Annotated in this window: 18 protein-coding genes; 8 read left to right on the forward strand and 10 right to left on the reverse strand. The window is 42.2% G+C overall.

Annotated elements, in window-relative coordinates; translation table 11 throughout:
* Positions 1-243: 243 nt before the first annotated feature.
* From IMPJCBKJ_RS01375 to IMPJCBKJ_RS01390, 4 genes are all read left to right on the forward strand, one after another.
* Entirely contained in the window at positions 244-3408 is a 3165-nt protein-coding gene (locus tag IMPJCBKJ_RS01375) for a glycosyl hydrolase family 18 protein (protein ID WP_166338323.1), read from the forward strand.
* A 52-nt stretch (positions 3409-3460) separates the two neighbouring features.
* Positions 3461-5068 carry a lytic polysaccharide monooxygenase gene (locus tag IMPJCBKJ_RS01380; RefSeq protein WP_166338325.1) on the forward strand — a complete coding sequence of 536 codons (1608 nt, stop codon included), beginning with the start codon at positions 3461-3463 and terminating at the stop codon, positions 5066-5068.
* A gap of 65 nt (positions 5069-5133) precedes the next feature.
* Positions 5134-7767, forward strand: coding sequence for a glycosyl hydrolase family 18 protein (locus tag IMPJCBKJ_RS01385; RefSeq protein ID WP_166338327.1), 2634 nt, complete (start codon positions 5134-5136; stop codon positions 7765-7767).
* A 455-nt stretch (positions 7768-8222) separates the two neighbouring features.
* Positions 8223-8975, forward strand: coding sequence for a transporter substrate-binding domain-containing protein (locus IMPJCBKJ_RS01390; protein ID WP_138599357.1), 753 nt, complete (start codon positions 8223-8225; stop codon positions 8973-8975).
* Positions 8976-8993: 18 nt separating this feature from the next.
* Here IMPJCBKJ_RS01390 and IMPJCBKJ_RS01395 read toward each other — a convergent pair whose 3' ends face one another.
* From IMPJCBKJ_RS01395 to IMPJCBKJ_RS01405, 3 genes are all read right to left on the reverse strand, one after another.
* A complete protein-coding gene (locus IMPJCBKJ_RS01395) occupies positions 8994-10499 on the reverse strand; it encodes a DUF2235 domain-containing protein (RefSeq protein WP_166338329.1) in 1506 nt (501 codons plus the stop codon).
* 129 nt (positions 10500-10628) lie between these two features.
* The gene (locus tag IMPJCBKJ_RS01400) at positions 10629-11030 is read right to left on the reverse strand and encodes an Hpt domain-containing protein (RefSeq protein WP_054553455.1); all 402 of its coding nucleotides are present in this window, start codon (positions 11028-11030) and stop codon (positions 10629-10631) included.
* 54 nt (positions 11031-11084) lie between these two features.
* The gene (locus tag IMPJCBKJ_RS01405; RefSeq protein WP_166338331.1) at positions 11085-12026 is read right to left on the reverse strand and encodes a diguanylate cyclase; all 942 of its coding nucleotides are present in this window, start codon (positions 12024-12026) and stop codon (positions 11085-11087) included.
* 145 nt (positions 12027-12171) lie between these two features.
* Between IMPJCBKJ_RS01405 and IMPJCBKJ_RS01410 the strand changes: the two genes are divergently transcribed.
* Positions 12172-14619 (forward strand): EAL domain-containing protein, encoded by a 2448-nt coding sequence (locus IMPJCBKJ_RS01410; RefSeq protein WP_228290654.1) that lies wholly within the window; start codon positions 12172-12174, stop codon positions 14617-14619.
* Here the strand turns inward: IMPJCBKJ_RS01410 and IMPJCBKJ_RS01415 are convergent.
* From IMPJCBKJ_RS01415 to IMPJCBKJ_RS01425, 3 genes are all read right to left on the reverse strand, one after another.
* Positions 14616-15188 (reverse strand): manganese efflux pump MntP family protein, encoded by a 573-nt coding sequence (locus IMPJCBKJ_RS01415; protein ID WP_166338333.1) that lies wholly within the window; start codon positions 15186-15188, stop codon positions 14616-14618. The genes IMPJCBKJ_RS01410 and IMPJCBKJ_RS01415 overlap by 4 nt on opposite strands.
* 85 nt (positions 15189-15273) lie before the next feature.
* Positions 15274-17403, reverse strand: a complete 2130-nt coding sequence (locus IMPJCBKJ_RS01420; protein ID WP_166338335.1) for a hypothetical protein — start codon at positions 17401-17403, stop codon at positions 15274-15276.
* 120 nt (positions 17404-17523) lie between these two features.
* Positions 17524-18828, reverse strand: a complete 1305-nt coding sequence (locus IMPJCBKJ_RS01425) for an NAD(P)/FAD-dependent oxidoreductase (protein ID WP_166338337.1) — start codon at positions 18826-18828, stop codon at positions 17524-17526.
* 258 nt (positions 18829-19086) lie between these two features.
* Here IMPJCBKJ_RS01425 and IMPJCBKJ_RS01430 point away from each other — a divergent pair, with 258 nt between their 5' ends.
* A complete protein-coding gene (locus tag IMPJCBKJ_RS01430; protein WP_166338339.1) occupies positions 19087-21021 on the forward strand; it encodes a RecQ family ATP-dependent DNA helicase in 1935 nt (644 codons plus the stop codon).
* A gap of 7 nt (positions 21022-21028) precedes the next feature.
* On the opposite strand, the gene IMPJCBKJ_RS01435 is transcribed toward IMPJCBKJ_RS01430, so the two are convergent.
* The 4 genes from IMPJCBKJ_RS01435 to IMPJCBKJ_RS01450 form a co-directional block, all read right to left on the reverse strand.
* Positions 21029-21949 carry a nucleotidyl transferase AbiEii/AbiGii toxin family protein gene (locus IMPJCBKJ_RS01435; protein ID WP_054553460.1) on the reverse strand — a complete coding sequence of 307 codons (921 nt, stop codon included), beginning with the start codon at positions 21947-21949 and terminating at the stop codon, positions 21029-21031.
* Between the two features lies 1 nt (position 21950).
* Complete coding sequence (locus IMPJCBKJ_RS01440; RefSeq protein ID WP_235372680.1) at positions 21951-22517, reverse strand: DUF6088 family protein; 567 nt, start codon at positions 22515-22517, stop codon at positions 21951-21953.
* Between the two features lie 69 nt (positions 22518-22586).
* Positions 22587-23954: a TrkH family potassium uptake protein gene (locus tag IMPJCBKJ_RS01445; RefSeq protein WP_166338341.1), complete on the reverse strand. Its 1368-nt coding sequence runs from the start codon at positions 23952-23954 to the stop codon at positions 22587-22589.
* On the reverse strand, positions 23951-24610 hold the full coding sequence (locus IMPJCBKJ_RS01450; protein WP_130151919.1) for a TrkA family potassium uptake protein: 660 nt from the start codon (positions 24608-24610) through the stop codon (positions 23951-23953). The genes IMPJCBKJ_RS01445 and IMPJCBKJ_RS01450 overlap by 4 nt, the downstream gene beginning before the upstream one ends.
* 176 nt (positions 24611-24786) lie before the next feature.
* On the opposite strand from IMPJCBKJ_RS01450, the gene IMPJCBKJ_RS01455 reads away from it, so the two are divergent.
* Positions 24787-26091 carry a DUF4118 domain-containing protein gene (locus IMPJCBKJ_RS01455; protein ID WP_235377857.1) on the forward strand — a complete coding sequence of 435 codons (1305 nt, stop codon included), beginning with the start codon at positions 24787-24789 and terminating at the stop codon, positions 26089-26091.
* Positions 26084-26752, forward strand: coding sequence for a response regulator transcription factor (locus IMPJCBKJ_RS01460; protein ID WP_054553464.1), 669 nt, complete (start codon positions 26084-26086; stop codon positions 26750-26752). The genes IMPJCBKJ_RS01455 and IMPJCBKJ_RS01460 overlap by 8 nt, the downstream gene beginning before the upstream one ends.
* Positions 26753-26796 lie beyond the last annotated feature (44 nt).

A 26796-nucleotide genomic window follows, 5' to 3' on the forward strand; every position in this document is an offset into this window, starting at 1 on the left:
ACTTTTGTGGTTAAAATATTGTTAATTTTATGTTCATTTTTACTCTGTAGAATCATCCTCGTTTTTGCTTTTCAATAAAAATAATTAATTCTTTTTTAGTGTTTATATTTAAATTTTGCATCAAAAAGTGTGTTTATTTTACCCTTTATAGGTAAATGCAAACTTGACGTAATAGCGCTTTGTGTTACTTTAAAGTTGGATTTGTAAAATAAATGTTATTAAAACTTTGGGCGGAGGGAGCGAATGAGCTCGCATAAATTAATAAAAAATGCCTTTAAACTGAGTGCGCTGTCACTAGGTTTATACGGCTTTACAGCACAGGCTGCGATTGATTGCAGCAACTTAGAAGTGTGGCAACAAGGGCAAACTCATGTTGGTGGTGATCAGGTTCAAGCACAAGGTAGCGCTTATGAAGCCAAGTGGTGGACGCAAACCAACCCTGTGGAGACTTCTGGTGTCGATCAAGAGTGGCGTTTATTGGGTGTTTGTGACAGCGTTGTCAATGAAAATCAAGCACCTCAAATTAGCAGCTTAACACCCGCAGAGGGTTCTTTATTTACCACTAGTGACAGCGTTGTCATAGGTGCGATCGCTGCTGATCCTGATGGTAGTGTGGCAAGTGTAGAGTTTTTTGTTGATGGTACTTCGCTGAGTGTTGTGACAAGCGCACCTTATTCAGCGAGCTGGCAAGCAACCCAAGGCAGCCATGTGATCAGTGCGGTCGCAACGGATGATTTAGGGCTAACCTCTACAGCGGTTGCACATTCAGTGAATGTGTCTGATGACGTTGAGCCGGTCAACCAAGCACCGGTGGCAAGCATTGAATTTAGCTCACTGCCGTCACAAGTAACGGTGGGTGACAGTGTGGTGTTTGCGCTTTCTGGCACTGATAGCGATGGTCAAGTGACCGCGTTATCGTTAACTGAAAACAGCACTGAAGTTCATCAAGCAAGTGCTGCTACTTCAAGTTACACGTGGCAGGCTCCAGCACTTGGGCAATTTTCATTTACCTTAACGGTGACCGATAACGAAGGCGCGACGGATACACAAAGCAAAGTTGTGAATGTTGTTGAAGCAACAGAGCCAGGCACAGATTGTAAACCGCAAGGTTTATACCAAACGCCGGGTGTAAATACCCCATATTGTAGCGTGTATGATGCAAATGGCCGCGAGAAAATGGGCCCAGATCATCCACGCCGCGTTATTGGTTATTTTACGAGTTGGCGAAATGGTGCCAATGGTCAGCCAAGCTACTTAGTTAACGATATTCCTTGGGACAAGATCACCCATATCAACTATGCCTTTGCGCATGTTGATGGTAATAACAAGGTCTCGATAGGTGATCCAAATGCAGCTGGCAACCCAGCGACAAACATGACTTGGCCGGGCGTTACAGGCGCTGAAATGGATCCAAGTTTTAGTTACACAGGTCACTTTAACTTACTCAATAAATTCAAAAAACAACATCCAGATGTAAAAACCTTAATCTCTGTAGGTGGCTGGGCTGAAACAGGTGGTTATTTTGGTGAAGACGGTACTCGCGTAAACAGCGGTGGTTTCTACACGATGACAACCAATGCCGATGGTTCAGTGAACCAAGCGGGGATTGATGCCTTTGCGAAAAGTGCCGTTGAGTTTATTGAAACCTACGGTTTTGATGGTGTCGATATTGATTACGAATACCCATCGTCAATGAATGACTCAGGCCACCCTGATGATTTTCCTATCTCTAATGCACGTCGCGCAGGTCTTAATGCCTCGTATCGTGTATTAATGCAAAAACTACGTGAAGAGCTTGATATTGCAGGTGAAAAAGCAGGCAAGCATTACTTATTAACAATTGCTTCGCCCTCTTCAGGTTATTTATTACGTGGCATGGAAACATTCCAAAGTGTGAAGTATCTCGACTACGTTAACATTATGTCTTATGACTTACATGGTGCATGGAATTCACATGTAGGCCATAACGCAGCCTTGTTTGATACCGGTCTTGATTCTGAATTAGCGCAATGGGGCGTTTATACCACCGCTGAGTTTGAAGGCATTGGTTACTTAAATACGGATTGGGCTGTGCGTTACTTCCGCGGCGCGGTCTCTGCGGGTCGAATCAATATTGGTATTCCATATTACACCCGTGGCTTTAAAGATGTATCCGGTGGTACTAATGGTTTATGGGGCCAAGCAGCGCTGCCAGATCAATCAAAATGTGCGAAAGGGACTGGCGTTGGTGAGAAAAATCAATGCGGTAATGGTGCACTTGGCATAGATAACCTATGGCACGATAAGAACGATGTGGGTGAAGAAATGCCAGCAGGTTCGAACCCACTATGGCATGCGAAAAATCTCGAAAATGGCATTAATCCTTCTTACCTTGAAATCTATGGTCTAACGCCAGAAACCGATGCAGATGATGTGTTAACAGGTACTTATACACGTTTTTACGATGATGTAGCAGTTGCTCCATGGCTTTGGAATGCAGAGAAAAAGGTATTCTTATCAATTGAAGATGAGCAATCAATGGCAACCAAAGTTGATTATGTTATCAACAATGGCCTTGGTGGCATCATGTTCTGGGAGCTTGCCGGTGACTTTGATTATGACTCAGCGAAAGGTGAGTACTTCATGGGCTCAAGCTTAACCACACTTGCTTACGATAAATTTAACCAAAGTGGTGTGGCTTACAACACTCATCAAGGCAATGTCGATTTTACCCTGCCAAGCGAAGCGGTTGACGTAAGCTTTACAGTGAAAGACTTCCCAATTGGTGATGATAACTACCCAATCGCACCTACATTCGCATTCACCAATAACTCAGATATCGACTTAAGCGGCGCAAAAATCAGCTTTGATGTGCCCGTTTCTACCTCGGCAATTTTCAAATCAAATTGGAATGCACAAGAAAAGCTCGGTATGGCTGTTGAAGCAAATGGCTCTAATGCGGCTGGCGATAATATCGGCGGCTTTGAAAATGAGTTCCATCGTTTTTCAATCACCTTAGTGAATGAGTGGGGCGGTATCGAAAAGTCATTTAACACAGGTGAAACCGTTGAGGCGCAAGTTATGTACTACATGCCAATTACGGGGCCAACTAACTTCACCATTGAGAAAAATGGCAAAACCTATGCCTTCAAATACGAATACCCAATGCTACCAGATGGTACGGCAGGTAGTGGTGATACTGGCGGTGACACCGGTGGTGATACGAGTGGCGAGGGAAGCTGTAATGGTGTCGATATAGCAAGCATCCCAGTGTATCCAAATTGGCCGCAAACTGATTGGGCTGGTAATCCAAGCCACGCTGTTGGCGGCGACCTAATGAATCACAACAACGTGATTTACGAAGCAAAGTGGTGGACGAGCACAGAACCAGGCACATCTGCTGACTGGACGGTGAGTTGCACGCTTTAACCAACTAAGCGGAGCAAGCACTTTGCTCCGCATTTCTACAGCGAGAACAACAATGAAAGTAATGAAATCAAAGGCATTGTCTTTATCGGCAGTGGCAACCAGTATGCTGCTTGCCTGTGCATCAAGCCATGTGAATGCCCACGGATTTTTAGAAAGCCCGAAGGCTCGTCAAGCGATATGTAATGCTGATGGTGGGTACTGGTGGCCTGCTGATGGTACGGGTATTCCTAACCTTGCTTGTCGTGCAGCGTTTGTTGAAGCAGGGCATGTACAGTTTGTGCAAGACATTGAATTTTCAGCTAATACCATTGATTACACAAGCCTTGATGCAGTAAAGCAAAGCGTGCCTGATGGCCGATTATGTGCCGCAGGCGACCCTGAAAAACGCGGTATGGATTTACCTTCAGCGCATTGGCAACGCAGTGAGGTTATTCCTAATGCGAATGGCGATATTTTAGTGCGTTTTTTAGCAAGTACGCCGCATAACCCGAGTTTCTGGCAGTTTTATTTAACAAAACCGGGCTTTGATAGTGCGACTCAAGTGCTTACTTGGGACGACCTAGAGCTTGTTGAAGAGTACGGTAATCTTGATTTTAGCATTGATGCTAACAACGGCCGTTACTATGAAATGAGCGTATCTATTCCACAAGGGCGCAGTGGCGATGCCATTTTATACACGCGTTGGCAACGAGATGATGCCGGTGGCGAAGGCTTCTACAACTGTAGCGATATTAATATTGTCAGCGATGCGACCCCGACAGAGCCAACCGATTGGGCAGCAATTAGCTACTTTGTTCGTCAAGGACAAGACGCTGAGGTTGGCGGTAGTGTGTCAGCTCGGTTATTTGATGAAAATGGCCAAGAGTTACTTACTCAACAAATGCAGATCACAGCTGATAATCAAGCTAATTGGCAGGCTGAATTTGCAGCGCTGTTAAACCTTAATTACGCGCACTTAGTTAATATTGGCGTGCAAAATAGCGCCGGAGATATTGCCTTTGATGCGTCTGATTTATTGATTAATCAAGTCTTTACAACGAATGCAAACTACAGCTTTGCACTAAGCGTACAAGCGGCTCCTGACAATACCGCGCCGATAATTCATCAACCAGATGACCTTCAAGTTGAAGAAGAGAGCAGCACCGCGATACACCTGCACGCCTTTGATGATCAGCAAAGCACCTTAACTTATAGCTGGGATGTACCGGCACCACTGAGCATTACGGGGAATGATGCCAACATCACGCTAAACGCCCCCGCTGTAGATGCTGATACAAGTTACACCGTAAGTGTATCGGTGTCAGATGGCGAGCTCACAAGCCAAGTAAGTTTTACAGTGACTGTGCTTAATAGCACTGTGGTCGACCCTGACCCTGTTGATCCGAGCGTGCCTGCTTGGAATAGCACAAGCCAATACAACACGGGCGATAAAGTGAGTTTCAACGGTGGAATCTACAGCGCGAAATGGTGGAACCAAGGCGCACAACCAGACAGTAGTGATGCATGGCTGCTTGAATCTGGCAGTGCATCAATCGAGTGGAACAGCGGCAAAGCCTATCAAGGCGGCGACGAAGTAACCTATCAAGGACAGCGCTATCGAGCGCAGTGGTGGACCCAAGGAGATGTACCGGGTGCCAGCCAAGTATGGACAGAAATCTAAAGTTTTGTAGTTCAAACTTTATCAATAACAGCGTAACGCTATATAAAAACAAATAAGAGAGAATCATGAATATAAAACAATTAAGCGCAGCCATTGGTGTTGCACTCTTTGCAAGTGCAGCGAATGCAGCACCTTCAACACCAACCATTATTTGGGAGCCACAAGAGTACTCATTTGTTGAGGTTGATCTTGAAGGTACAGGCTCATACAAGAGCTTAGTGAACCGCGTTGATGAAGTCACTATCAGCATTGAATGGAACGCATGGAGTGGGGATGGCGGCGACAGCTATAAAGTGTACTTCGATGATATGTTGGTTAATGAAGGCTCGCTGGCAGCAGGCACTAAAAGTGGTGTTATTAGCTTCCCGTATGATAAAGCAGGTCGTCACACATTATATGTAGAACTATGTGAAGGCGGTACCACCTGTGCGCGCAGTGAAGGTAAGCCAATTGTTATTGCCGATACAGATGGCGGTCACTTAGCGCCATTGCCGATGGATTATGATCCAAACAACCAAGATATTGGCACCAAAGATGGTCTTGTTACCGGTGCCTACTTTGTTGAGTGGGGTATTTATGGTCGCGATTTCGACGTAACCAATATACCAGCACAAAACCTCAGTCATATCTTGTATGGGTTTATTCCAATTTGTGGACCTAATGACTCGTTAACAGGCGGCCCTAAAAACGCGTTAAATACTGCCTGTGCGGGTTCGCAAGATTTTGAAGTTGTGATCCACGACCCATGGGCTGCGATTCAAAAAGCGCTACCGGGTGTTGATAGTAATGACCCAATTCGTGGTACATATTCGCAGTTAATGGCGTTAAAGCAGCGCTATCCTGATCTGAAAATTTTACCATCAGTGGGTGGTTGGACTTTATCAGACCCATTTGCCTACTTTACCGATAAAGCAAATCGCGACACGTTTGTGGCATCAATGGAAGAGTTTTTAAGAACGTGGAAGTTCTACGACGGTGTTGATATTGACTGGGAATACCCGGGTGGTCAGGGTGCTAATCCAAATTTAGGCGACCCAGTTGCTGACGGCCCAGCATACGTTGCGTTAATGCAAGAGCTGCGAGCGATGCTTGATAAGCTTGAAGCCGAGACAGGTCGTGAGTATGAATTAACATCAGCGATTGGTGCGGGTTACGACAAAATTGAAGATGTCGACTACTCACAAGCTCAACAATATATGGATTACATTTTCTTAATGAGCTATGACTACTATGGTGCATGGAGCAATGTAACGGGCCATCAGGCTGCACTTTATTGTTCATCGCATTTCCGTGTTGGTCAGTGTGATGGCACAGGTGTCGATGAAGAAGGCGTTCCATATAAAGGCCCTGCTTACACAACTGATAACGCAGTGCAAAATCTACTTGCGCAAAACGTACCATCGAAGAAAATCGTGGTAGGTGCCGCTATGTATGGCCGTGGCTGGGAAGGCGTTTATCCAGAAAATGCCACTATCGCTGATAACCCTATGACAGCACCGGGCAACGGCAAACTTAAAGGCACTACAGCGCAAGGCGTATGGGAAGATGGTGTAATTGATTATAAAGGCATCAAAACTTACATGCTGGGCGCTGCAGAAAATGGCATCAATGGGTTTGAAACAGGTTATGACGAACAAGCCGAAGCCGCTTATGTATGGAACCGCAGTAACGGTAAATTAATTACATACGATAACCGTCGTTCTGTTTTGGCAAAAGGTGCTTATGTTAATCAATATAATCTAGGTGGTCTGTTTGCATGGGAAATTGACGCTGATAATGGCGATATTCTTAACGCTATGCACGAAGCGCTTGGTGGCACAGTAACTGAGCCTAGCAATAGAGCGCCGGTGCTATCTGTATCAAGTACCGTATCTGTGAATGCGGGCGAAAGTGTATCTATTAGTGCATCGGCAACAGATGCTGATAACGATCCGCTAAGCTTTAGCTGGACAGCTGACAGCGCGTTAACAGTAAGCGGTGAAAATTCAAATACCCTTGTTATCACAGCGCCATCAGTGGCTGCTGATACGCAATACACGGTTGCTGTGAGTGTGAGCGATGGTGAGGCAAGTGTAAGCCGTAACGTCACTGTTAATGTTGTAGCACCAACAACAGGTGAGAACCAAGCACCAGTTGTTGCGGCAATTGCAGATAAAACCGTAGCAGAGGGCGCGAGTGTGGCAGTGGCGGTTTCGGCATCTGATGCTGATGGCGATGCACTCTCATACAGCTGGACAGTGCCAGCAGGTTTAACGTTAGTGGGTTCAGGTGCTGATGTGAGCTTACAAGCGGGCAGCGTTGATGCTGATACAAGCTATGTTGTGTCGGTTTCGGTAAGCGATGGGCAAACAGCGACTGCAGTGAGCTTTAATGTTACCGTGACAGATTCTGGTACAACAACTCCGCCAGATGGTGAAACCACATGGGATGCAGCGGCGACTTATGTTGGTGGTGATACGGTGATTTATAACGGCATAGAATACACAGCTAAATGGTGGACACAAGGTGACCGCCCTGATTTAGGCGGCCCATGGGAAGCTAGCTCACAACCAACCGACGGTAATGGTGATGTTGTATGGCAAGCTGCAGGTATCTACAACGGTGGTGACCAAGTCACTCACCAAGGTAATAAATACGAAGCGAAATGGTGGACTCAAGGAGACGAGCCAGGCGTCGCGGATGTATGGAAAGCACTTTAAGTGTAATAACCACATTTAATGCCCATCATTAAAATGTGATTTCCCTTTAAAGCAGCCGCATGGCTGCTTTTTTGTGGGGGAAGTAGGTTGGGTAGAACGGAGTGAAACCCAACATAATCCATGTAAACCTTTTCAAATTTCTTATCTTCAGACGCGCGAAACAAGTTTCACGCCTACGGGGGAAAACATAGGCGCTGGGGCGTGATGTAAAAACTCTGCTACAGACTCGTATCTCGCACCTCGAATCTCTTAACTTTACTCTTTCCCCTTTAAACTCGCTAACTTAAGACATTTCCCCGGCTAAAGCCAGCCCTACGGGCTGCCACCTCGCATTTCGGAACTTTCCCCTTAAAACTTACTAACTTTCTGTTTCTCATTTCATACACTGATCTTTCAGGCATTATCAACCATACTTGAATAATATGATCTGTAAGTATTTAAGCTAAGGTGGATAAATGAGGTTAAGCGCGTTGTTTTTACTTACCGTTTTTGTATTTAGTAACTCGGTATTTAGCTGCGATAAAACCTTAAAAGTGGGAATTAGTCAGCAGTGGGCGCCTTATGTCTTTACGCAAAACGGTGAACTCACCGGCATTGATATCGATGTGGTCAACTTAGTACTAAATGAGGCAGGGTTTTGTGCAACATACGTCGTCATGCCTTCATCTAAACGCGGGTTTACAGAGCTTAAACACGGTAAAGTCGATTTACTACCTGCCGCAAGTTATAGCACAGAGCGTGACTCTTTTAGTTTCTTTTCAGAGCCTTACCGTAATGAAGTAATGCGCTTGTTTTGGTATCCTCATGGCCGGTTAGAGTCTTTAGACTTGCAAGGTTTGCTCGAACATCAGCAAGTTATTTTAACTAACAGCGGGAGCTACTTTGGATCTGACTTTACTCATTTAAAAGAAGAACCAAAGTATAAAGAGCTACTCGTTACTGTACCCTCTTTGCGCCAGCGGCTAGCTATGTTGGTTGCTAAGCGGGTCGATTTTTTTGTTGATGATGAATTAGCCGGTTTATATTTAATTCAAAAAAATAACCAGCAGGGGATCGAGTTGCATCCGTATATTGTCAATAATGACAGCGTTCATTTTATGCTGAGTGAAACAACCCTTTTAGCAGAAGACAGAGCAGCTATTAACTCAGCAATTATAAACAACCAGCAAGCGATAACCGAGATTATCGCTCGCTATGTTAAGCACTAAGCTAGCCTAATCACTAAATTATCCTAAACGAGTCACACGCAATTTAATTCGCCCCGCATTCGCCCCATAAAAGCGGTTTAGGTCGTTGGCAAAAGGACAAAACTCACCTGATTTAGCAATACGAATATCAGCACCCTCAGCAATTTCAAATAAATGATCGTCGTTGTTATCGATAGCACCAATTAGCGCAAACCATTGTGCGTGGGGTAAACGTCTAAACGGTTCAAGCACGGCCATTGGGATTTCTTTCACCCCAAGTTGGATATTGTCGCGGTGCCAACCTGCAGGTCCGCAACTAATGCCGTCGTCATACCAAGTTTGCTCTGGGTAAGGCGTAAATCGGTACGTGCCACCTTGCTCTAACATTAAGCCTGTGTGATTGTACTTTTCAGCGCCATACACAAACACATCTTTACTTTCGTCTATGCCCAACACCGTCATATTTTGTTTATCAAGCGCAATATGTGGGCTTAAGCCTTTAAATTTCAAGCGGGTTTCATCGCTATAAAGTACATCGTAATGAAGGCTTTTTAACGACTCCGGACGATAGCTCGTTAGGCGATTAATGCGCTCTGCTACTGTGTAATGAATGGTTGGTGCGAGCGTGCTTTGTTCGTTATCAACCAATACACAGCATTCGCGATCTACCAGTTTGAACAACGGGTTAAACCAAAAATAGTTTTGTTGATGACTAAGAGCTAGCGGATCTGGGGTAACGGTTACATCATCTTGTGCAATGAGGTTACGATGCTCTTCTGGGAGCAGAGTGTTGTAATTGATATCCGCGCTGGTAAGTAAGTTTAATGCAACGGTTTGTTCAATCAGCCACTCAATCGCATAGCGCAGACAAATGTCTGCTAAGCCATCACGATAATAGCCGCCACCCACATCAGAATGGGCGCCTGCAAACCAGATCTCTTGCACATGCGGTGCACTGTTTATAAGTGTGGGTTCAAATGCACGGCGTTTTTCATCAAGTGCCACGCAATGAAGGGCAGCTTTTATATTGCTTGCTAGTGTGTAGTTTTCAAAAATGACATGCTCAGCACCGCGGGTTGCTTTTGTTACTTTCGAAAAGCCTATTGATGCAACGGTATCGAATACACATAAGTACACATCATCACTGATAAGTGGCTCTAAACATTTGGCAAAGCGCCTAGCAAGAGCAGCACCGCGGCTAAAACCAGTTAGAAGTATCTTGTCGCCTACATTGTAATAGCTTTTAAAGTCGCCCATAGCCCGGTTTAAAATGCTGGCAACATCATCACCTCTTGGCGCAAGGGCTTGATTGAATAAACGTCGAAATCGACTACCTTGGGTGCCTATACCTTGATAATAAAAGCTAAGTTGAGCTGGAAATGGTGTTGCGGGTTCGCTATTGAGTGCGCCGCCAAACAATAAATGAAGTTTAAGAATATTAGAAATACTGGCGTCTTCTTTGAAATGTGCGGCGCTGAATTGTTCAGCATCACGAGGCTCACTGCCTGTGCCATCAAAGTTGAAAATCAGCGTTTTAGCGGTCATAGCGTCATTCCTTTAGTGGTTTGTATAAACATACTCCCACTTTATGAAAATTTGAAGACAAAGATTCACCTAGACGAGCATTTTTGACGCTACGCTAACGTGGTTGCTAAATTAAAACTAAGTGGTTTATCAAGAGGTGTATTTTTGTAAGATTGTCAGTAATACTTGGTAGTCTTTTTTTATTTCAAATAATTTCGATTGTATCTCCTCAAAAGGGTGACGCTCATTGGCGATTAATACAATTAATTCGCTTAGGTGTTGATCTAATCTTGTAGCACCTAAATCGCCGCAGGCTCCTTTAAGTGAATAACTGGCTGATGTAGTTGTTTTAAAGTCTCTGTTCTGTATGGACTGAGATAGTGACGCTAATTTGACATGAGAACTATCTAAAAACATTTTGCTTACTCTAATGAGCAAGACCTCATTGTTCATGAGTCGGTAAAGTGCCGCTTTTTTATTCCAATGGTTCAATTCTAAACTTTCGCTTTTCGAGTTTGTTGTTTGCTGCTTCCCTGACATCTCACTGTTCATTTTTTATTTGCCTTTATAGTTATGTCATTTTGAAAAAATCTACAAAAATTTAAATTATTCATTGGTTGCGATAATACAAACGCAGCGATTTCTTCCTTGTTGTTTAGCCTGATATAGCGCTGTATCTGCACTGTTGATTAAATTTTCTGGAGTAAAATTTTTATCATCTGACAGTGTTGCGCTTCCCACGCTTATCGAGACTATTCCTGACTCTGTAGTTGGGTGTTTAATAGCTAAATTTTTAATGTTGGCCAATAGCTTATGAGCAATAAACTGCGCTCCTTGAATATCGGTATCAGGTAAAATACAGAGGAATTCTTCACCACCGTAGCGAATAGTTGTGTCTGTTGGTCGGTTAATACTATTTTTGATTTCTGTAGCTACTTTTATTAAGCAGTTGTCGCCTTGTTGATGTCCAAGCTGATCGTTGTATTGTTTAAACCAGTCTATATCGATCATCAGCACAGATAGTGCCTGACTATGACGTTTCGCAAGTAATAGATTTTGCGTCAGAGTCGTATTTAAAGAACGGCGGTTTTTTAATCCCGTTAGGCTGTCTTGCTGTGTCTGTTGTTTTAAAAGATCTGCTTGTTTCTTTAATGTCAGGTGTGCAGTCACTCTGTTTAGAAGGGTTACACCATAGACTGGCTTAGTTACAAAATCCACAGCGCCTGCTTGCCAGCATTGGTTTTGATCTTCTTGATCCATAATTGCAGTGATGAATATAACCGGAATATCTTTATAAGAAGGGTGAGCTTTTAGCTCTTTACACACATCAAGACCACTCATAGACCCTAACATGACATCTAACAATATTAGGTCGGGTTTAATAGAGTCACAAACAGACATCACTTCTTCACCACAATTAATCGTGTGGGTTTTAAAATGTGATGCTAGTAGGCCTTCAATGACAGTCGCATTGATTGGCTCGTCATCGACTATCAAAATGATGGAATCATCAATCAGTTTGTTGTTATTTACTTCATTAGATTGCAAATTATCTTCTCCCTGAGTGTTGATTAAGCATAGACTGAATTTTTAGAATTTCTACAACTAAAGAATGGAAAATTATATTTTTTATTGGCGCTACTGATGAGATAGGACTAGAGTTTTTTTAGTTACATTAATTGAGGTCATAGTCTTGCTTTTTTCTCATCTAAATAATCGGCAGAGTAAAATACTCGTTGTTGATGATGAACCTACAAGTCTATTGGTGATGACTGAGGCTCTTGGGGATTTAGGTGAAGTTATTGGATGTGCGTCAGGAGTTGAAGCCTTAGGCGTAGCATTTTCATTCAGGCCCGATATTATTTTACTTGATATCGAAATGCCAAATATGAATGGCTTCGAAGTATGCAAAGCAATTAAACAAAACCCACTAACAGCCCTATCAATCGTTATTTTTGTTACCTCGCATAATGAACAAATATTTGAGTATCAGAGTTTTGAGAATGGTGGAGTTGATTTAATTCATAAGCCTGTAGACTTAAATCTATGTCGGTTGAGAATAGTAAATCATCTAAAAATGAAGCAACAGGAAGCGCAAATAAGTACTGCAAAAGATGACGTTGCGGCACTAATAGCTCAAGTTCCGGTATTTATTTCTTATTGGTCAGTGCAAGAGCTAAACCTTTTTAATAATGACATGACTTGTCAGTGGTTTGCCGTAAGTGGCAATGAGATGATTGGCCACAGAGCTAAAGATATTCTTCCTGATGATCTATACCTTGCTTTGCATAATTGTTTAGAAGAGCAAAAGCCGCAGGAAGTGTTAAATGTACCGTTTGTCGATCCGAGCGATAATATTGAGCATGTTAGGGCACAAATTAATTTACAATTTCATGAAGGGCAAGCGGTAGGCGTTATATTGACGCTTACGGATATTACATCAATTAAGCGCACTAAAAAGTTATTAGCTGCTGAGTCTGAGCGATTGCGAGTAATGCTCAACTCGATTGGTGATGCGGTTATCGCAACAGATAATGAAGCCCATATTACGTTTATGAATCCCATTGCTGAAAAGCTAACGGGTTATTCAGCACAGCAGGCTCAGGCAAAACATATTGATGACGTGATGAAGTTGACTGATGCGTATTCAGGACAAAACCTAGTTAATCCTATCCTACTTGCTTTGCGAGAAAATCGTATTGTTGCTATGTCGTTAAATACCCAATTAACAGCATTAGATAACCGTGTTTATCGAGTCGAAGATTCTGCTGCGCCAATTCGTGATGATGATGGTCGTGTCAGTGGTGGGATCATCGTTTTTCACGATGTTAGTGAGTCAGTGGCAATGGCAGTTAAAATGAGTCACCTTGCTAATCATGACTTACTAACCGACTTGCCTAATCGAGTCTTGCTTTATGATAGAGTCTCCCATGCTTGCAAAGTAGCCAAGAGTAAGGAGCAACAAGTTGCTTTAATTTTAATTGATATTGATCATTTTAAATACTTGAATGACACACTTGGTCATCAACAAGGTGATTTAATAATTAAACTTGTTGCGAAGCGATTAGAATCTTTAATTGATTTAAACTACACATTAGCGCGGATCGGCGGTGATGAATTTGCGATATTAATCCCTGAAATAAAGCTAACATCAATTATTGATGTGATTGCTACTGACATCATTAATACAATGAGTGAACCATTCAAAATTGATGAACAACCTTATATTTTGTCAGTGAGTGTAGGTATTAGCATTTATCCTAGAGAATCAGTGACAGCAGAAGATATGATGACTCATGCTGATGCCGCTATGTATAAAGCGAAAGAGCAAGGACGTAATCGCTTTTGTTATTACTCAGATGATTTAGAGCATCAGTTTAAACAGCGCCAAAGTGTTGAAAAACTGATTCGTACTTCGATAGAAAACGACAAGATAGAAGTTTATTATCAACCCAAGGTCGCACTGGGTTCACAAAAAATAGTCGGTGTTGAAGCACTTGTTCGGTTACGAGATACTAATAATCAAATTATATTGCCAGTTGAATTTATTCCTTTAGCTGAAGAGACTGGACTTATTAACGCTCTTGGTGAGTCAGTTTTAAAGCAAAGTTGTTACGCAGCAAAGGAGTGGTTAGATAAAGGCTTTCGTATCAAGGTTGCTGTCAATATTTCAGCAAAGCAGTTTACGGATAAAAACTTTTGCAACTTTGTGGCGCAAACTCTCCAAATGTCGGGCTTACCGAGTGAATTGCTCGAATTAGAAGTTACAGAAAGTGCGTTAATGGAAGATTTTGAAGTAACTAAGAGCATGCTGAATGATTTAGCGGTGCTTGGCCTGACTATTGCGATTGATGATTTTGGAACGGGTTATTCCAGTCTTTCATATTTAAAGCTTTTTCCGGTCGATGTTTTAAAAGTAGATCAATCATTTGTTAGAGACATGATGGTTGATTCGCAGAGTATGGATATAGTCAAGACAATAACAAGCTTAGCTCATTCATTAAGTCTATTAATTGTTGCCGAGGGAGTAGAAGAAAAACAGCACCTAAATAAGTTGATCGATTTAGGCTGTGAACTTGGGCAGGGGTACTATTTTTATAAGCCCATGCCCAAAGAAGAGTTTGATAAGCTATTAGTTTAAGTCACGGTATGGCTGTATAGGATGCCACAGCCGATAAAAATAAGTGCAACACCGCCAATTGCTTCGGCTTTTTTGCCTACCCAGCCACTCATTACGTTACCAAGTAGCGCGCCGATGGTAACCATAATTGTGGTTGCTAGGCCTATCATGGCGGCAGCTAAGTAAATATTCACTTTCATGAAAGCAAGGCTGATACCTACTGTCATCGCATCTATACTGGTGCCAACGGCAGTTAGTAGTGTGGCAATGAAAGAGCGCTTGGTATTCGGTTCAAGTTCCTCTTCATCGTCGTCATCTTCTTTACGACTCTCAAGCAACATATGAACACCTAAACCCACTAACAACACAAAGGCAATCCAGTGATCAAAGGCTTCAACGTAATCTGCACCAGCACTGCCAATTAGCCAGCCAACAATCGGTGCGATAGCTTCGATACAGCCAAACAATAAACCAAGCTTGATTGCACTTAGAACACGAGGATTTTTAAGTGTACTGCCTTTGGTGATTGAAGCTGCAAAAGCATCAGTCGACATAGCAAGCGACAAAACGCTTAGTGTAATAATATTCAATTTTTGCGCCCCACAAAAAGTGGGCATTATACGCGGCGAAGCTCAAAACAGATAGGTTAATTTACGGCTCAAATAGGTAAGGAGCTTAATAAGCGCTGTACAGATAGTTATTCATTACAGTGCCATCTTTGGGTGCAAGTTTTGGCGCAAGTTTAATAAGCTCTTCATAAACATCAGGAACAAAAACTTTTAGACGCTCGGCACGACGAAAGTGGTTAGGCTCATACTGGTCAACAAGTTTTAATGCGCTTGGCATATAGTCAGCGAGGGTTTGTGTGTTATAGCTTTGCTCCAGTGCTTGGTCGAGAATATCAAGCCCGGGTTTAGAAAAATCATGCGCAACTGCAAGGCTTATTAAAAACTTAACAGCTGCATTTGAATGCATGCTTGCATAAAAATACATGTCGTTGTTATGCATGTCTTTTAATGAAAAATCAAAGCCGTTATCAGCTAATGTCTGCCATTGTGCTAATGGCAATTTAGTAAAAACATAAAGATTCTTAGGTGCAGTTGGGTCGACTCTGTTTTGCCAAATAGACGTTAATTGTTGAGCGTTTTCTATTGTTGCTGCGAGCAACATATTTGTCTGGTGGGTACTCAGTTTTGCTGTTTGGGTGATACTGGCAATGGTATTAAAATCTTTTTCAATAATTGCTTCTTTGTAGGTTTGGTACTGCGTTGAGGTTTGATATTTATACTCATTTAAATGCAAGAATTGCCAATTATGAACCTGCACAGGGTCGATGGCTTGAAGCATATCGGGAGTTAGTAAGCCTTGTTGCGCTTCGAGTGTTTCTAATTCTTTGAGTGCTTGAGAGCGTGTTTTTATCGCTTCTAGTGAATTGATCCGCTGATCTATCGTTTCACACTCAGGAGATACTTTTTTGGCTTGCTGTTTTTGTAGTTCATAGGCGCTGAGTGCTTTTGATATTGCAGAGTTATCTTTTTCTTTACGTTTAAATGCTTGGTTATTTGGAATTAGCTTTAAATCTATAAACTGAGAAAAAGCATCATTAGCAACTTGGTCGCCAACAAATAAAAGGCTACTCGGTAAGAATGAAGATTTAAGCATCAGCATCCTATCGTTCGGTGTGTCGCGTACAAGCTCGCCGTGAGCTCGATAACCCTTATTTTTTAGATAACTTAGTGTTTCTATGTGTTTGCTCTCTAGTGGCTGCACTTCGCTATTTGAGCTGCCTTTTAGGTTTACAATGGCAATATCCATCGCTGTAAATACATTTGGCTGATTAGTGGGCTCAATACCTCGCTCACTTAATAACTTTAAAATTGGCACGTTAAATTCACTCACAGCGACATCTGCAAGGTTTAAATACAGTTGTTCATCCATAAAGTCATCACTCATTGCTGTAGGCGAGCCGTTTAGCTGTGCAGTTTGAGAGATGAGCGCTGTTAGGTAATCATTAGGTAAGTTGCTTTTTAAAGCCACAGCAATGTCGTTAACAGTAAACTCTTTACTAGATATCGCGTTTTCAAACTCAGTTAAACTAAGCGCATGAGCATTAACAAGAAACAAAATAGATGGTGAAATGAGCCTTGATGGGCCGATTTTAAACGGCGTTTTTAAATAGGTATTAAAATCATCGTTGTTATCCAATAGTTTGTACAATGCTGTTTTGTTTACTTGCTCAGGTAATGGCACATTAAACATCATTGAGCCAGTATTTTGACTAAGGGGTCCATCAATTGCCGTTAGTTGATTGATTGTATCTATATCAAAATAATCAATGACCTCAAGCCCTTGCCAGTTTTTTAATATGCCAACTGATAAGGCATATTGAAATTGCTGTTCTGCATTTTGTTTGATGGCGTTAATAACTAAGGTATTAAATGAACGGTAGGATATTTTCACAAGTTCCGAATAACTTAAAATATCTTCAAGGGAGTCGCCGTCTTTTAGTGCTTGTTTAATCGCTGCTTCTATTTGACTGTGATCAGCTGCAGCTTGAGTGGCTTTTAAACTTTGTTGCTTACACTGGCGTTTGGCTAGCTTGAGTTTAGCCAGCTCTGTGGCTTTGCTATTAGGCTGATTTGATGGTTTAAAGAGGCTCGTAGCCTTTTTTTGTTCAGCGACAGTAGCAGAAGATGTCGAGACTTCATTGCTTATCGCTTCGATGGGTGTGGGTTTATCTAATATCAGGTAGGCCCCACAGGCACAAAGCCCTGCAAAAACGGTTAGCGAAATACCTTTTTTCATCTTCAATCCATGGATTTATCTTGCTTGAAGTGTATGACTTTGTAGAGTGATGTCAATTACCTAGGGACGAAGTGCATAAATAGCCGACAAACAACTAATTTGCCGGCTTTATGCCGTAGCTTAATGCAGTTTCATTTTTGGCCTAACAACGCGGAGTACTTTTTCGCTGATCCACAGTGCAAAAGTTTTTGCACTGCCATGGATAGCACGTTGATGCATACGATAGAGCGAAATATACATAAATCGCGCTATTTTACCCTCTATAAAAAAGCTATTACTGGTTAGGTTACCCATTAAACTGCCTACCGTGCTGTAGCGTGACAAGTTAACTAAAGAGCCATGATCACTGTAGGTAAAGGCACTGAGTGGTTGGCCTTTGAGTGTGGCTATTAGGTTTTTTTCAACACATTGCGCCATTTGATGAGCCGATTGTGCTCTGGGTGGCACTTGTGTGCCATCTTCTTGAGTAAATGCACAGCAATCACCAATCACAAAAATATCGTCGTTAACGCTACTTTGCAGATATTGGTTCACCTTAATTTGGTTATTGCGGGTGAGCTCAAAGATACCAATATCTTTAATGAAATCAGGTGCTTTCACACCCGCAGCCCAAACCATAATGTCGGCTTTGATATGTTCATCGTTTTTGGTAATAAAGCTGTTTTCTGTGGCTTCTTTTACTTGCGTGCCTTCGCGGACTGTTACTCCTAATTTAACCAGTTCACGCTTAGCTGAGTTTGCAATGCGCTCGGGTAATGCGGGCAAAATTCGCGGCCCCGCTTCAATTAAATCAATGTGTAAGCGTTTCGCGGTCATTTTATTAAGGCCATACATTTTTAGCATGTCTGACACATGATAAAGCTCTGCCGACAGCTCAACCCCGGTTGCACCACCTCCCACTATAGCAATGGTTAAAGAATGCTGTGGGTCGTCATCTTGATGTAAACGGGTGAAGTTATCGAGTAGAGCATGCTGAAAGCGTTCAGCTTGCTGGTTTGAATCAAGGTAAAAACAGTGCTTGTTAACGCCAGGGGTATTAAAGTCGTTACTGACACTGCCTATAGCAAGTACAAGGTAGTCATAACTGACTTGGCGCTCGGGTAAAATTCGGTGGCCAAGCTCGTCTTTTAACTCGCTTAAAGTGATGGTTTTGTTGGTTTGATCTAAGTGGCAAAAGCTGCCGAGTTGAAAATTATAATGATGTTTTGCTGCATGAGCTGAGTATACAACGCCGTCTAAATCGGCATCAATCGACCCCGTCGCTACTTCATGAAGTAACGGCTTCCAAATATGGCTGCGGTTTTTATCGATTAAAAGTATCTCTGCTTGACGTTTTTTCCCGAGTTTGTGTCCTAATTGTGTTGCTAGCTCTAAGCCACCAGCGCCACCACCGACTATCACGATTTTAGGAGGTTGGTTAATCATTACGTTGCCCTCAAAAGTATAATACCTAAACACTCTTGCGAAAAAGCGCTTAGGTATTGCAAGTCCATCCATCAATACCCCATGGCAACGCGCCCATTGTGCGCCTTTTTACTGGTTTTGTCAGTACCTGTTAAGAACAATATAGTGCGCTTAGTTATATCAATGGCCTTGGGAGATTGAGTTAAACACGTTAACATGGCTAATTCGCAGTAAGAGACCTATCATTACCTGAAAAGGGAATGAAAGTGAGGGATCAGGATGACTACACCACTACACACTTCGTTGAATCAATACTTTGGCTTTAATGAGTTTCGCCAAGGTCAGCAACAAACCATTGAGCAGCTATTAAATCAGCAATCGTCGTTGGCAATTTTTCCAACTGGCTCAGGTAAATCTTTGTGCTATCAATTAACCGCATTGCACTTACCCAACTTGACCTTAGTGGTATCGCCATTATTGGCACTGATGAAAGATCAAATCAGCTTTTTAAATAGCAAAGGTATTTACGCGGCAAGCCTTGATTCAAGCCAAACCAGTGAGCAAAGCCATACGGTAATGAGTGATGTGCGAGCAGGGAAGGTGAAAATTTTAATGGTCTCAGTTGAGCGTTTTAAGAATGAGCGCTTTCGTGAATTTATTAAACAAGTGCCTATTTCGATGCTGGTGGTTGATGAAGCACACTGTATATCTGAATGGGGCCACAACTTTAGGCCTGATTATCTAAAACTGCCGCGCTATCGTGAAGAGCTTAATATTCCGTTGGTATTGCTACTTACCGCCACCGCAACTAAAAAAGTAAAGCGCGATATGTGTGAGCGTTTTGCCATTGCCCCAGAATGTGTAGTGCAAACAGGCTTTTACCGAAGCAACCTCGATTTATCAGTGCTCAGTGTTGCAAGCCAAGAAAAACCTCAGCAATTAGCAAATATCATAGCCAGCCAACAAGGGGCAGGGATTGTCTATGTCACCTTACAGCATACTGCTGAGCAAGTGGCCGAAGGCTTGGCAAGAGCGGGCTTTAATGCAGTGGCCTATCATGCAGGCCTTGAGGATGATAAACGCTGGCAAATTCAAGACGATTTTATGGCGGGTAAAATTAATATCGTCGTAGCAACCATTGCTTTTGGGATGGGTGTTGATAAGTCTGATATTCGTTTTGTGATCCACTATGATTTGCCAAAATCGATTGAGAACTATAGCCAAGAAATTGGCCGCGCAGGGCGAGATGGTTCGCCTTCAAACTGTTTTACCCTAGCAAACCTTGATGGCTTAAATACCGTTGAGAACTTTGTTTATGCCGACACGCCCGAGCAAAGTGGGATTGACTATGTCATTAATAACATTCGCAACGAACAAACGAACAACCAGTGGGAAATGCAAGAGTACAGCTTATCTAGCGAAAGTAATATTCGTGCTTTAGCGTTAAAAACCTTACTGGTGCAGTTAGAAATGCAAGGGGCTATTACGCCTTTATATGCCTATTACGCCGATTTTAAATATAAGTTTTTAACGGATCAAAACGAGCTACTTAGCCAGTTTGATGCTGACCGACAAGCGTTTTTACAACAGGTATTCAAACACACTGAGTTTAAGAAAATTTGGGGCACACTTAATTTTGATGCGTTAACCCGTGCCACTCAAGTTGATAGAAAACGTGTGGTTGCAGCGCTCGATTATTTGGCCGAGAAAGGTCATATAGCCCTTGAGACCAAACGCATCACGCAAGTGTATGAGGTGAATAACTCGGTAATAAACCACGCAGATTTAGCACCGCAACTTCACCAATATTTTATCGAAAAAGAACAGGCCGAAATTAAACGTATCGCCACTTTAGTGCGCTTTTTTGAGCTATATAGCTGCTTAAGTTATAACTTAGCCCGCTATTTTGATGACCAACATGCACCCCAGCAATGTGGCCATTGTTCAGTGTGTAGAGGACAGCAAGTAAAGCTTAGCTATTCATTAGTGCATCAAATGCCTGAGCAAAATGTGATTGCCAGTAAAGTTGCAGAGCTTAAACAGCACTTAGCCGCTAAAGGAATTAGTGATGTCAGCATCGATACTCAGTGCCGCTTTTTAGCGGGCATGAGCGTGCCTTTATTTACCCGTAATAAAGTCAGGCAGCTTTCAGGTTTTGGCCTTTGCGAGCAACAACGATACAGTGACATTAAAGCCCTGCTACAGCAGTTGTAGCAGGGTCTTACATTTTAAAATCAGGCTCTTTAGCTTCGGTAAACATTTTTGACAGAACTGTCTTGAATAACTCTGTCAGGGTGTTTTGTAAGTACAACTGAAACTTTTCTTTACCGAGAGTTCTATCGAATACTTCGGTATCTAAAAAGCGTTTCATTTCACCGATAAACTCAGGGCTCGTGGTAAGTTCGGGTAACCTATCAATTAAATGAGAGAGCATGGGCTGATATTGCTCAAGTTGATAGTCAGCAACTTTATTTTTAACTAGTTCAATATCTAATTGAGCCCCTTGCTGTTGCAACCAAGCAAGATCCCAAATGTCTCGATGTCGCACATACTTTGTTGTGGCTGGTAATGAAATTATTTTGTCAGCCATCACCTCATCGAGTGTTTCAGCTAAGATCAGTGTATCGCTGTATCCATCAGGCAGAAAATCATAGTTCACATTAAGTGGTAAAGGCTGCTTTGTGTAGGCCGGAATATTGGCAACTTCTAACTTAATTTTTTGTTTGGGTAAATCCTTTCTTTGTGGTGCAGTTACTACTGCAACTTGCCACTTATCAATTTTTAATTCTGAGTATTTAGGGTCTTTTTTTAACTCTTTCGGTTCTTTAACCGTCACCTCAAGGCCATATCTTTCGCCAATATACTTTTCAATACATGCTTTGATATCTTTTAACATGAGTGAATTGAATTCTTTACCACCAGCAAAATCTAAATCTTCACTAAAGCGATTTCCGCCGTAACATAATCTTAAAGAAGTACCTCCTTGAAATACCAGCTTATCAAGAAATCCACCTCTTTCGAGAGCAAATAGGATGTCGTAATGCAATAACTCTTTTTCTATAACAGCTCGCATATGAGAAACATTTGTGGTTTGCATAGCGAGATTTACTAGTTGCGCAAAGTTCTCTTGTTCAGTTTTCATCTTATGCTTCCTCTGCAATTAAATGAGTATTTCGGCCAACTCTTTTTAAATCCCTTAGAGCAGTATTTTTCGTTGCAAATCTCAAAGAGCGATCTGTTTTCATTGTGTTTTCTAGAATGTCTAAACGGTCTCGCTTAGTGTGAGTAAATTCAATTGTACCAAAAGGCGTTTTATATTCACCCGAGCGTCCTGTTGTCATAATGGTCAATCTGCCAACGGGGATTTGTGAAATAATTCCATACTCTGAAAGTGCAGACTCTAAACTAACGTAATTGTACTCACCACGGCGGATTGTTTTTGCAATTAGCTCCAGCGTATCACTTCCTTTTGACTGAGCAAGAGCGTAAATAAAAATGCCATTTGCAACTCTAATTAAAAAGCCATCATCGATGAGTCGAGAAATCCCCGCTCTCAAGCTCCTATTAGTATCATCAAAAAAAATCTTTGCAAAATCAGACATTGTAAAAATATAACGTCCTTGTTTATCAAATTCTGATAGCTTTTTGATTGCATCTGACTTTTTCAATTTATTTCTCAAGTAATGATTAATGGCATATTTATATGTCATTATTGTAGACTTATTTTAGTGCTTTTCAAGTTCACAAATTTAACACTAAAAAGTGTCAAAATTGTACACTTAACCAATTTGAATACTGGTAGTCGGGTAGGTCAAAGGTTGGCCGTGCTGGCGAGCAAAACAATAAGCAAAGGTTAATGGCCCAACCCGACCTATCAGCATCAGCAGTATGATGATGAGCTGACTAGGCGCACTTAAATCCCCAGTTATACCTCGCGAAAGGCCTACGGTACTGAGTGCCGAAATTGCCTCAAAGGTGATATCAAGTAACGACCCTTGTTCAAGCTTGGTGATGATCATAATGCTGGTAAAAGCGATAAATAAGTACAGTATCATGACGCTTAATGCCTTGATCACTAACTTGTCGCTCAGCTGACGGTTAAACACGGTGACCGTGGTTTGCTGTTTTAAATAGCTGCGCATCGCTAAAATTAGGATCACAAAGGTGCCTAGTTTTATGCCGCTCGCCGTACTGACTGAACCACCGCCAATTACCATCAGCAGCATAGTCAAAAGCGTTGAATCTTGACTCAAGCCATCAATCGGTAGGGTATTGAACCCTGCGGTACGAGGTGTCACCGCTTGAAACCAAGCCGTTAATATTTGCTCAGACGTTGATAGCGGCGCTAATGTCGCGGGATTGGCGTGTTCAAAGAAAAAAATCAATATAAATGCGATGCAGTTGAGCACTAAGGTGGCAATTAACACCAGGCGGGTATTGGTCGATAATAATGACCAGCTCTTTTGTTTGTAGATATCAATCAGTACAGTAAACCCTAAACCACCGATGATAAACAAAGCAGTGATCACCACGTTTACGGTTATATCGCCCTTGAATGCCGATAAGCTATCGCCACTTAACGCAAAGCCCGCATTATTGAACGCCGAAATCGTATAAAACAGACTGTGATAGGCGCTTTTTAGTGCGCCATAGTCATCGAACCAACTAATAAAGAGTAAGCAAAATGCCACCGACTCAATCACTAATGAATACACTAAAACATACTTAGCAACTTTGATCACCGAGGTTAAATCGTTAGTGTCAAAAGCGCGGCTGGCGAGTAAGCGTTGTTGTAAGCCTAGGGTTTTTCCTAAACTTAAAATTGAAATCACCGCCACGGTCATAAAGCCAATGCCACCTATTTGAATCAGCAGCATGACCACGCTTTGACCAAATACAGTCAGATCAGTACCTGTGTCGATGACCACCAGCCCTGTTACTGTAACCGCAGAGGTTGCCGTAAATAATGCATCGAGCCAGCTGATCGGTTGGGTGCTTGCCATTGGTAGCATAAGCAAGCCCGTGCCGAGCATAATTAACACAATAAAGCCGATAGTAAGCACTAAAGGTGGGTTTATTTTTTGCCGCTTACGGCACTTTACACCGCTAAATTGTTTTGGATAAACGTTGGCTTGCCAGTTGATCATAATGCACGAAACCGTTTTGCTAATTTAGTTAAGTAAGTTTTAGAGCCCAGTAGCACCAGACTATCGCCGTGACGCAGTTCGGTGTCGTTAGTCAGCTCTGTATTGAAGTAATCATCACGTCGTAGTGTGAGTGGTTTAATATCGCTATTACGTTCTTTGAGCAGCCAGCCAATTTTGCGACCTGAAAGCTGCAGATCAATGCCTAGTTCAACAATAAACGTGGATTGGTTAAGCGGGAAATATTGATTAACCATTGGGTAGTTAAGCGCTTGCGCAACCCTCACGCCCATTTCTTCTTCAGGGTGAATTATGCGCTCAACGCCAAGTTTACTTAGTATTTGATGGTGGCTTTTGGTACAGGCTTTTACCCAAATTTGCTTTACGCCTAAGTTTTTTAAGTGCAATACACATAAAATACTGGCTTCAATATTCTCGCCAATGGCCACCAATACGGCTTGGCAACTGGGTAAATCGAGCCGTGCTAATTGTGTTTCATCACTGGCATCAACCACCACGGTAAAACTGAGTTGGTCGGCATAGTGATTAACGGTGCTTTCGCTAATATCGGCGGCACACACTGTATGACCTTGTTTTGAAAGTTCTAAACAGGCGGTTACGCCAAAACGTCCTAATCCGATTACTGCAAACTGAGCCATAGTCTTTCTCGCTATTGTGGGTACGCGCTAAATGCTAATGGCAAAAAAACAGAAGTCTCTAGAGAGCTTGAAAGCTTTATAAAGATTTTATGCCGAGATAAAAAAACTTTATAAAAACTTTATAGTGACAAAATTGAAAACCCTTTAATCTAATAGGATAAACAATAAGTGAAAAGATGATGCAGTCAGTATTCAAAATACAGTATTTAAAAGCCGCATTTTTAAGTGTGTTGATGCCACTTGTCGTGGTGCTTGCGATATTCCCATTTCGAGAACTGTTTACAACCACCGATATTGTGATGCTTCAGCTTTTGTGGGTGACATGGGTTGCGGTGCGCAGTAATCGCCGTGTTGCAGCGCTTACCACCTTGGTGAGTGTTGCCTGCACGGACTGGTTTTATGTGGTGCCGTATTTTACTTTTCATATCGAAAATATTGAATATGTGGTCACCTTTTTGGTGATGTTGATTGTGGGTTTAGTGATAAGTCACTTAGCCGGGGAGCTCAATACTAAGGTTCGCGATGTGCAAGCCCATGCAAGTAATAGTCGCTTATTGTATGAGTTAGCAAAAAAGCTTAATGATCTCGATAGCCTTGAGGAGCAAAAGCAGCTGTTTTTAACAACCATGGCCGCGCATTTAAAGGTTGCGTGTGATTGGCAGCTAACAGCGTCAAAGCAGTTTATTTATTTAAACGAACAACAAGCTGAATTTGGTGGTATTGCGTTTGCCAAAACGCTAAATGCAGAGCAACAGGCTTTGGCGAATACAGCGTGCTCTTTACTGTATCAGGTTCAAGAAAAAACCTTATTACGCGAGCAATCAGCGGCGATAAAAGTACAGGCGGAGCTAGAGAGGTCAAAAAACACCTTGTTGCGCAGTTTATCCCATGACTTACGTACGCCATTAGCGACCATTATGGGCGCATCAAGCATGTTGGCTGATGATGATATCCAACTAAGCTCTGAGATTATCAAAGAGCAAGCTGCTAACATTTATGAGCAAAGTAAAATACTTAACCAGCACTTTGATAAAGTCATGGAGCTCAGTAAAGTTAATAAGTTAGCTGAGAATATTAAATGGCAAAAGCTGCCTATTTTGACCTTAATTAGCGAAGCAAAATCTCGTCGTCAGCAGCAACTACAAAACTTTAAACTGAGCATCGAGGCTCAGCAACAAAGCATCTGTTTTGGCGATGAAACCCTACTAGAAATTGCCTTTGCCAATATGCTCGAGAACGCAGCTCGTTACGGAGATGGTTCGGCGAATATGCAATTTATTGAAACACACAATGAATATCAAATTGTGCTAACCAATCCTTTTGCGAATAAGCATGAGACGAGTCAAGATGAAGGTGTTGGGCTAGGGAGTGTGATCTGCGATGTGGTTGCTAAATGTCATCAAGGGCGCTTTGAATTAACCCTCAATGAGCAAACAAAGCAAGCAACAGCTATATTAATTTGGAGTAACAGTCGTGGCTAATATTTTGGTTTTAGAGGATTCACCACCTCTGCAAAGTTTTTTAAAAACACTATTAAAAGCCAGTGATCATGAAGTTAGTGTGTGCGCCAAAGGGCTTGATGCGTTTGCACTATTAAGCCAGCAGCAGTTTGATTTAGTGCTGCTTGATTTAGGCTTGCTCGATATGGATGGGCAAGATTGGCTGGTGGAGTTTAGGCAGTGGAGCCTGCTCCCTGTATTAGTACTTTCTGCACGCGACGGCGAAACAGAAAAAGTCACCGCCCTTGATAACGGCGCCAACGATTATCTAACCAAACCATTTAGTGCAAACGAATTACTAGCGCGCATTCGGGTGCTACTTCGCACACAAACAACACCCAGCCTAACTTTGCAATGTGGCGATATTCACATCGACCCACATAAGCACGTGGTCCGTAAAGGCGCTGAAGAAGTCAAACTAACTAAAAAAGAGTACGCTATTTTACTGTTGTTGTTTCAGCAAAAAGATAAGGTGTTAACGCATAACGCTATTTTATCTGAAGTGTGGGGAGAGCAGTATATTAACCGTCCTGAATACGTGCGAGTACATATTGGTCAGTTAAGACAAAAACTTGAACAAAATGCGGCGAGCCCTAAACATATCTTAACCGAGCCCGCCGTAGGTTACCGCTTAGTTGAATAAACTATCTCTTTACATCGCTTTGGGTTGAGTTTGTAACATTCCTT

The organism is Pseudoalteromonas sp. MB47, assembly GCF_011319765.1.
Lineage (GTDB): Bacteria > Pseudomonadota > Gammaproteobacteria > Enterobacterales > Alteromonadaceae > Pseudoalteromonas > Pseudoalteromonas simplex.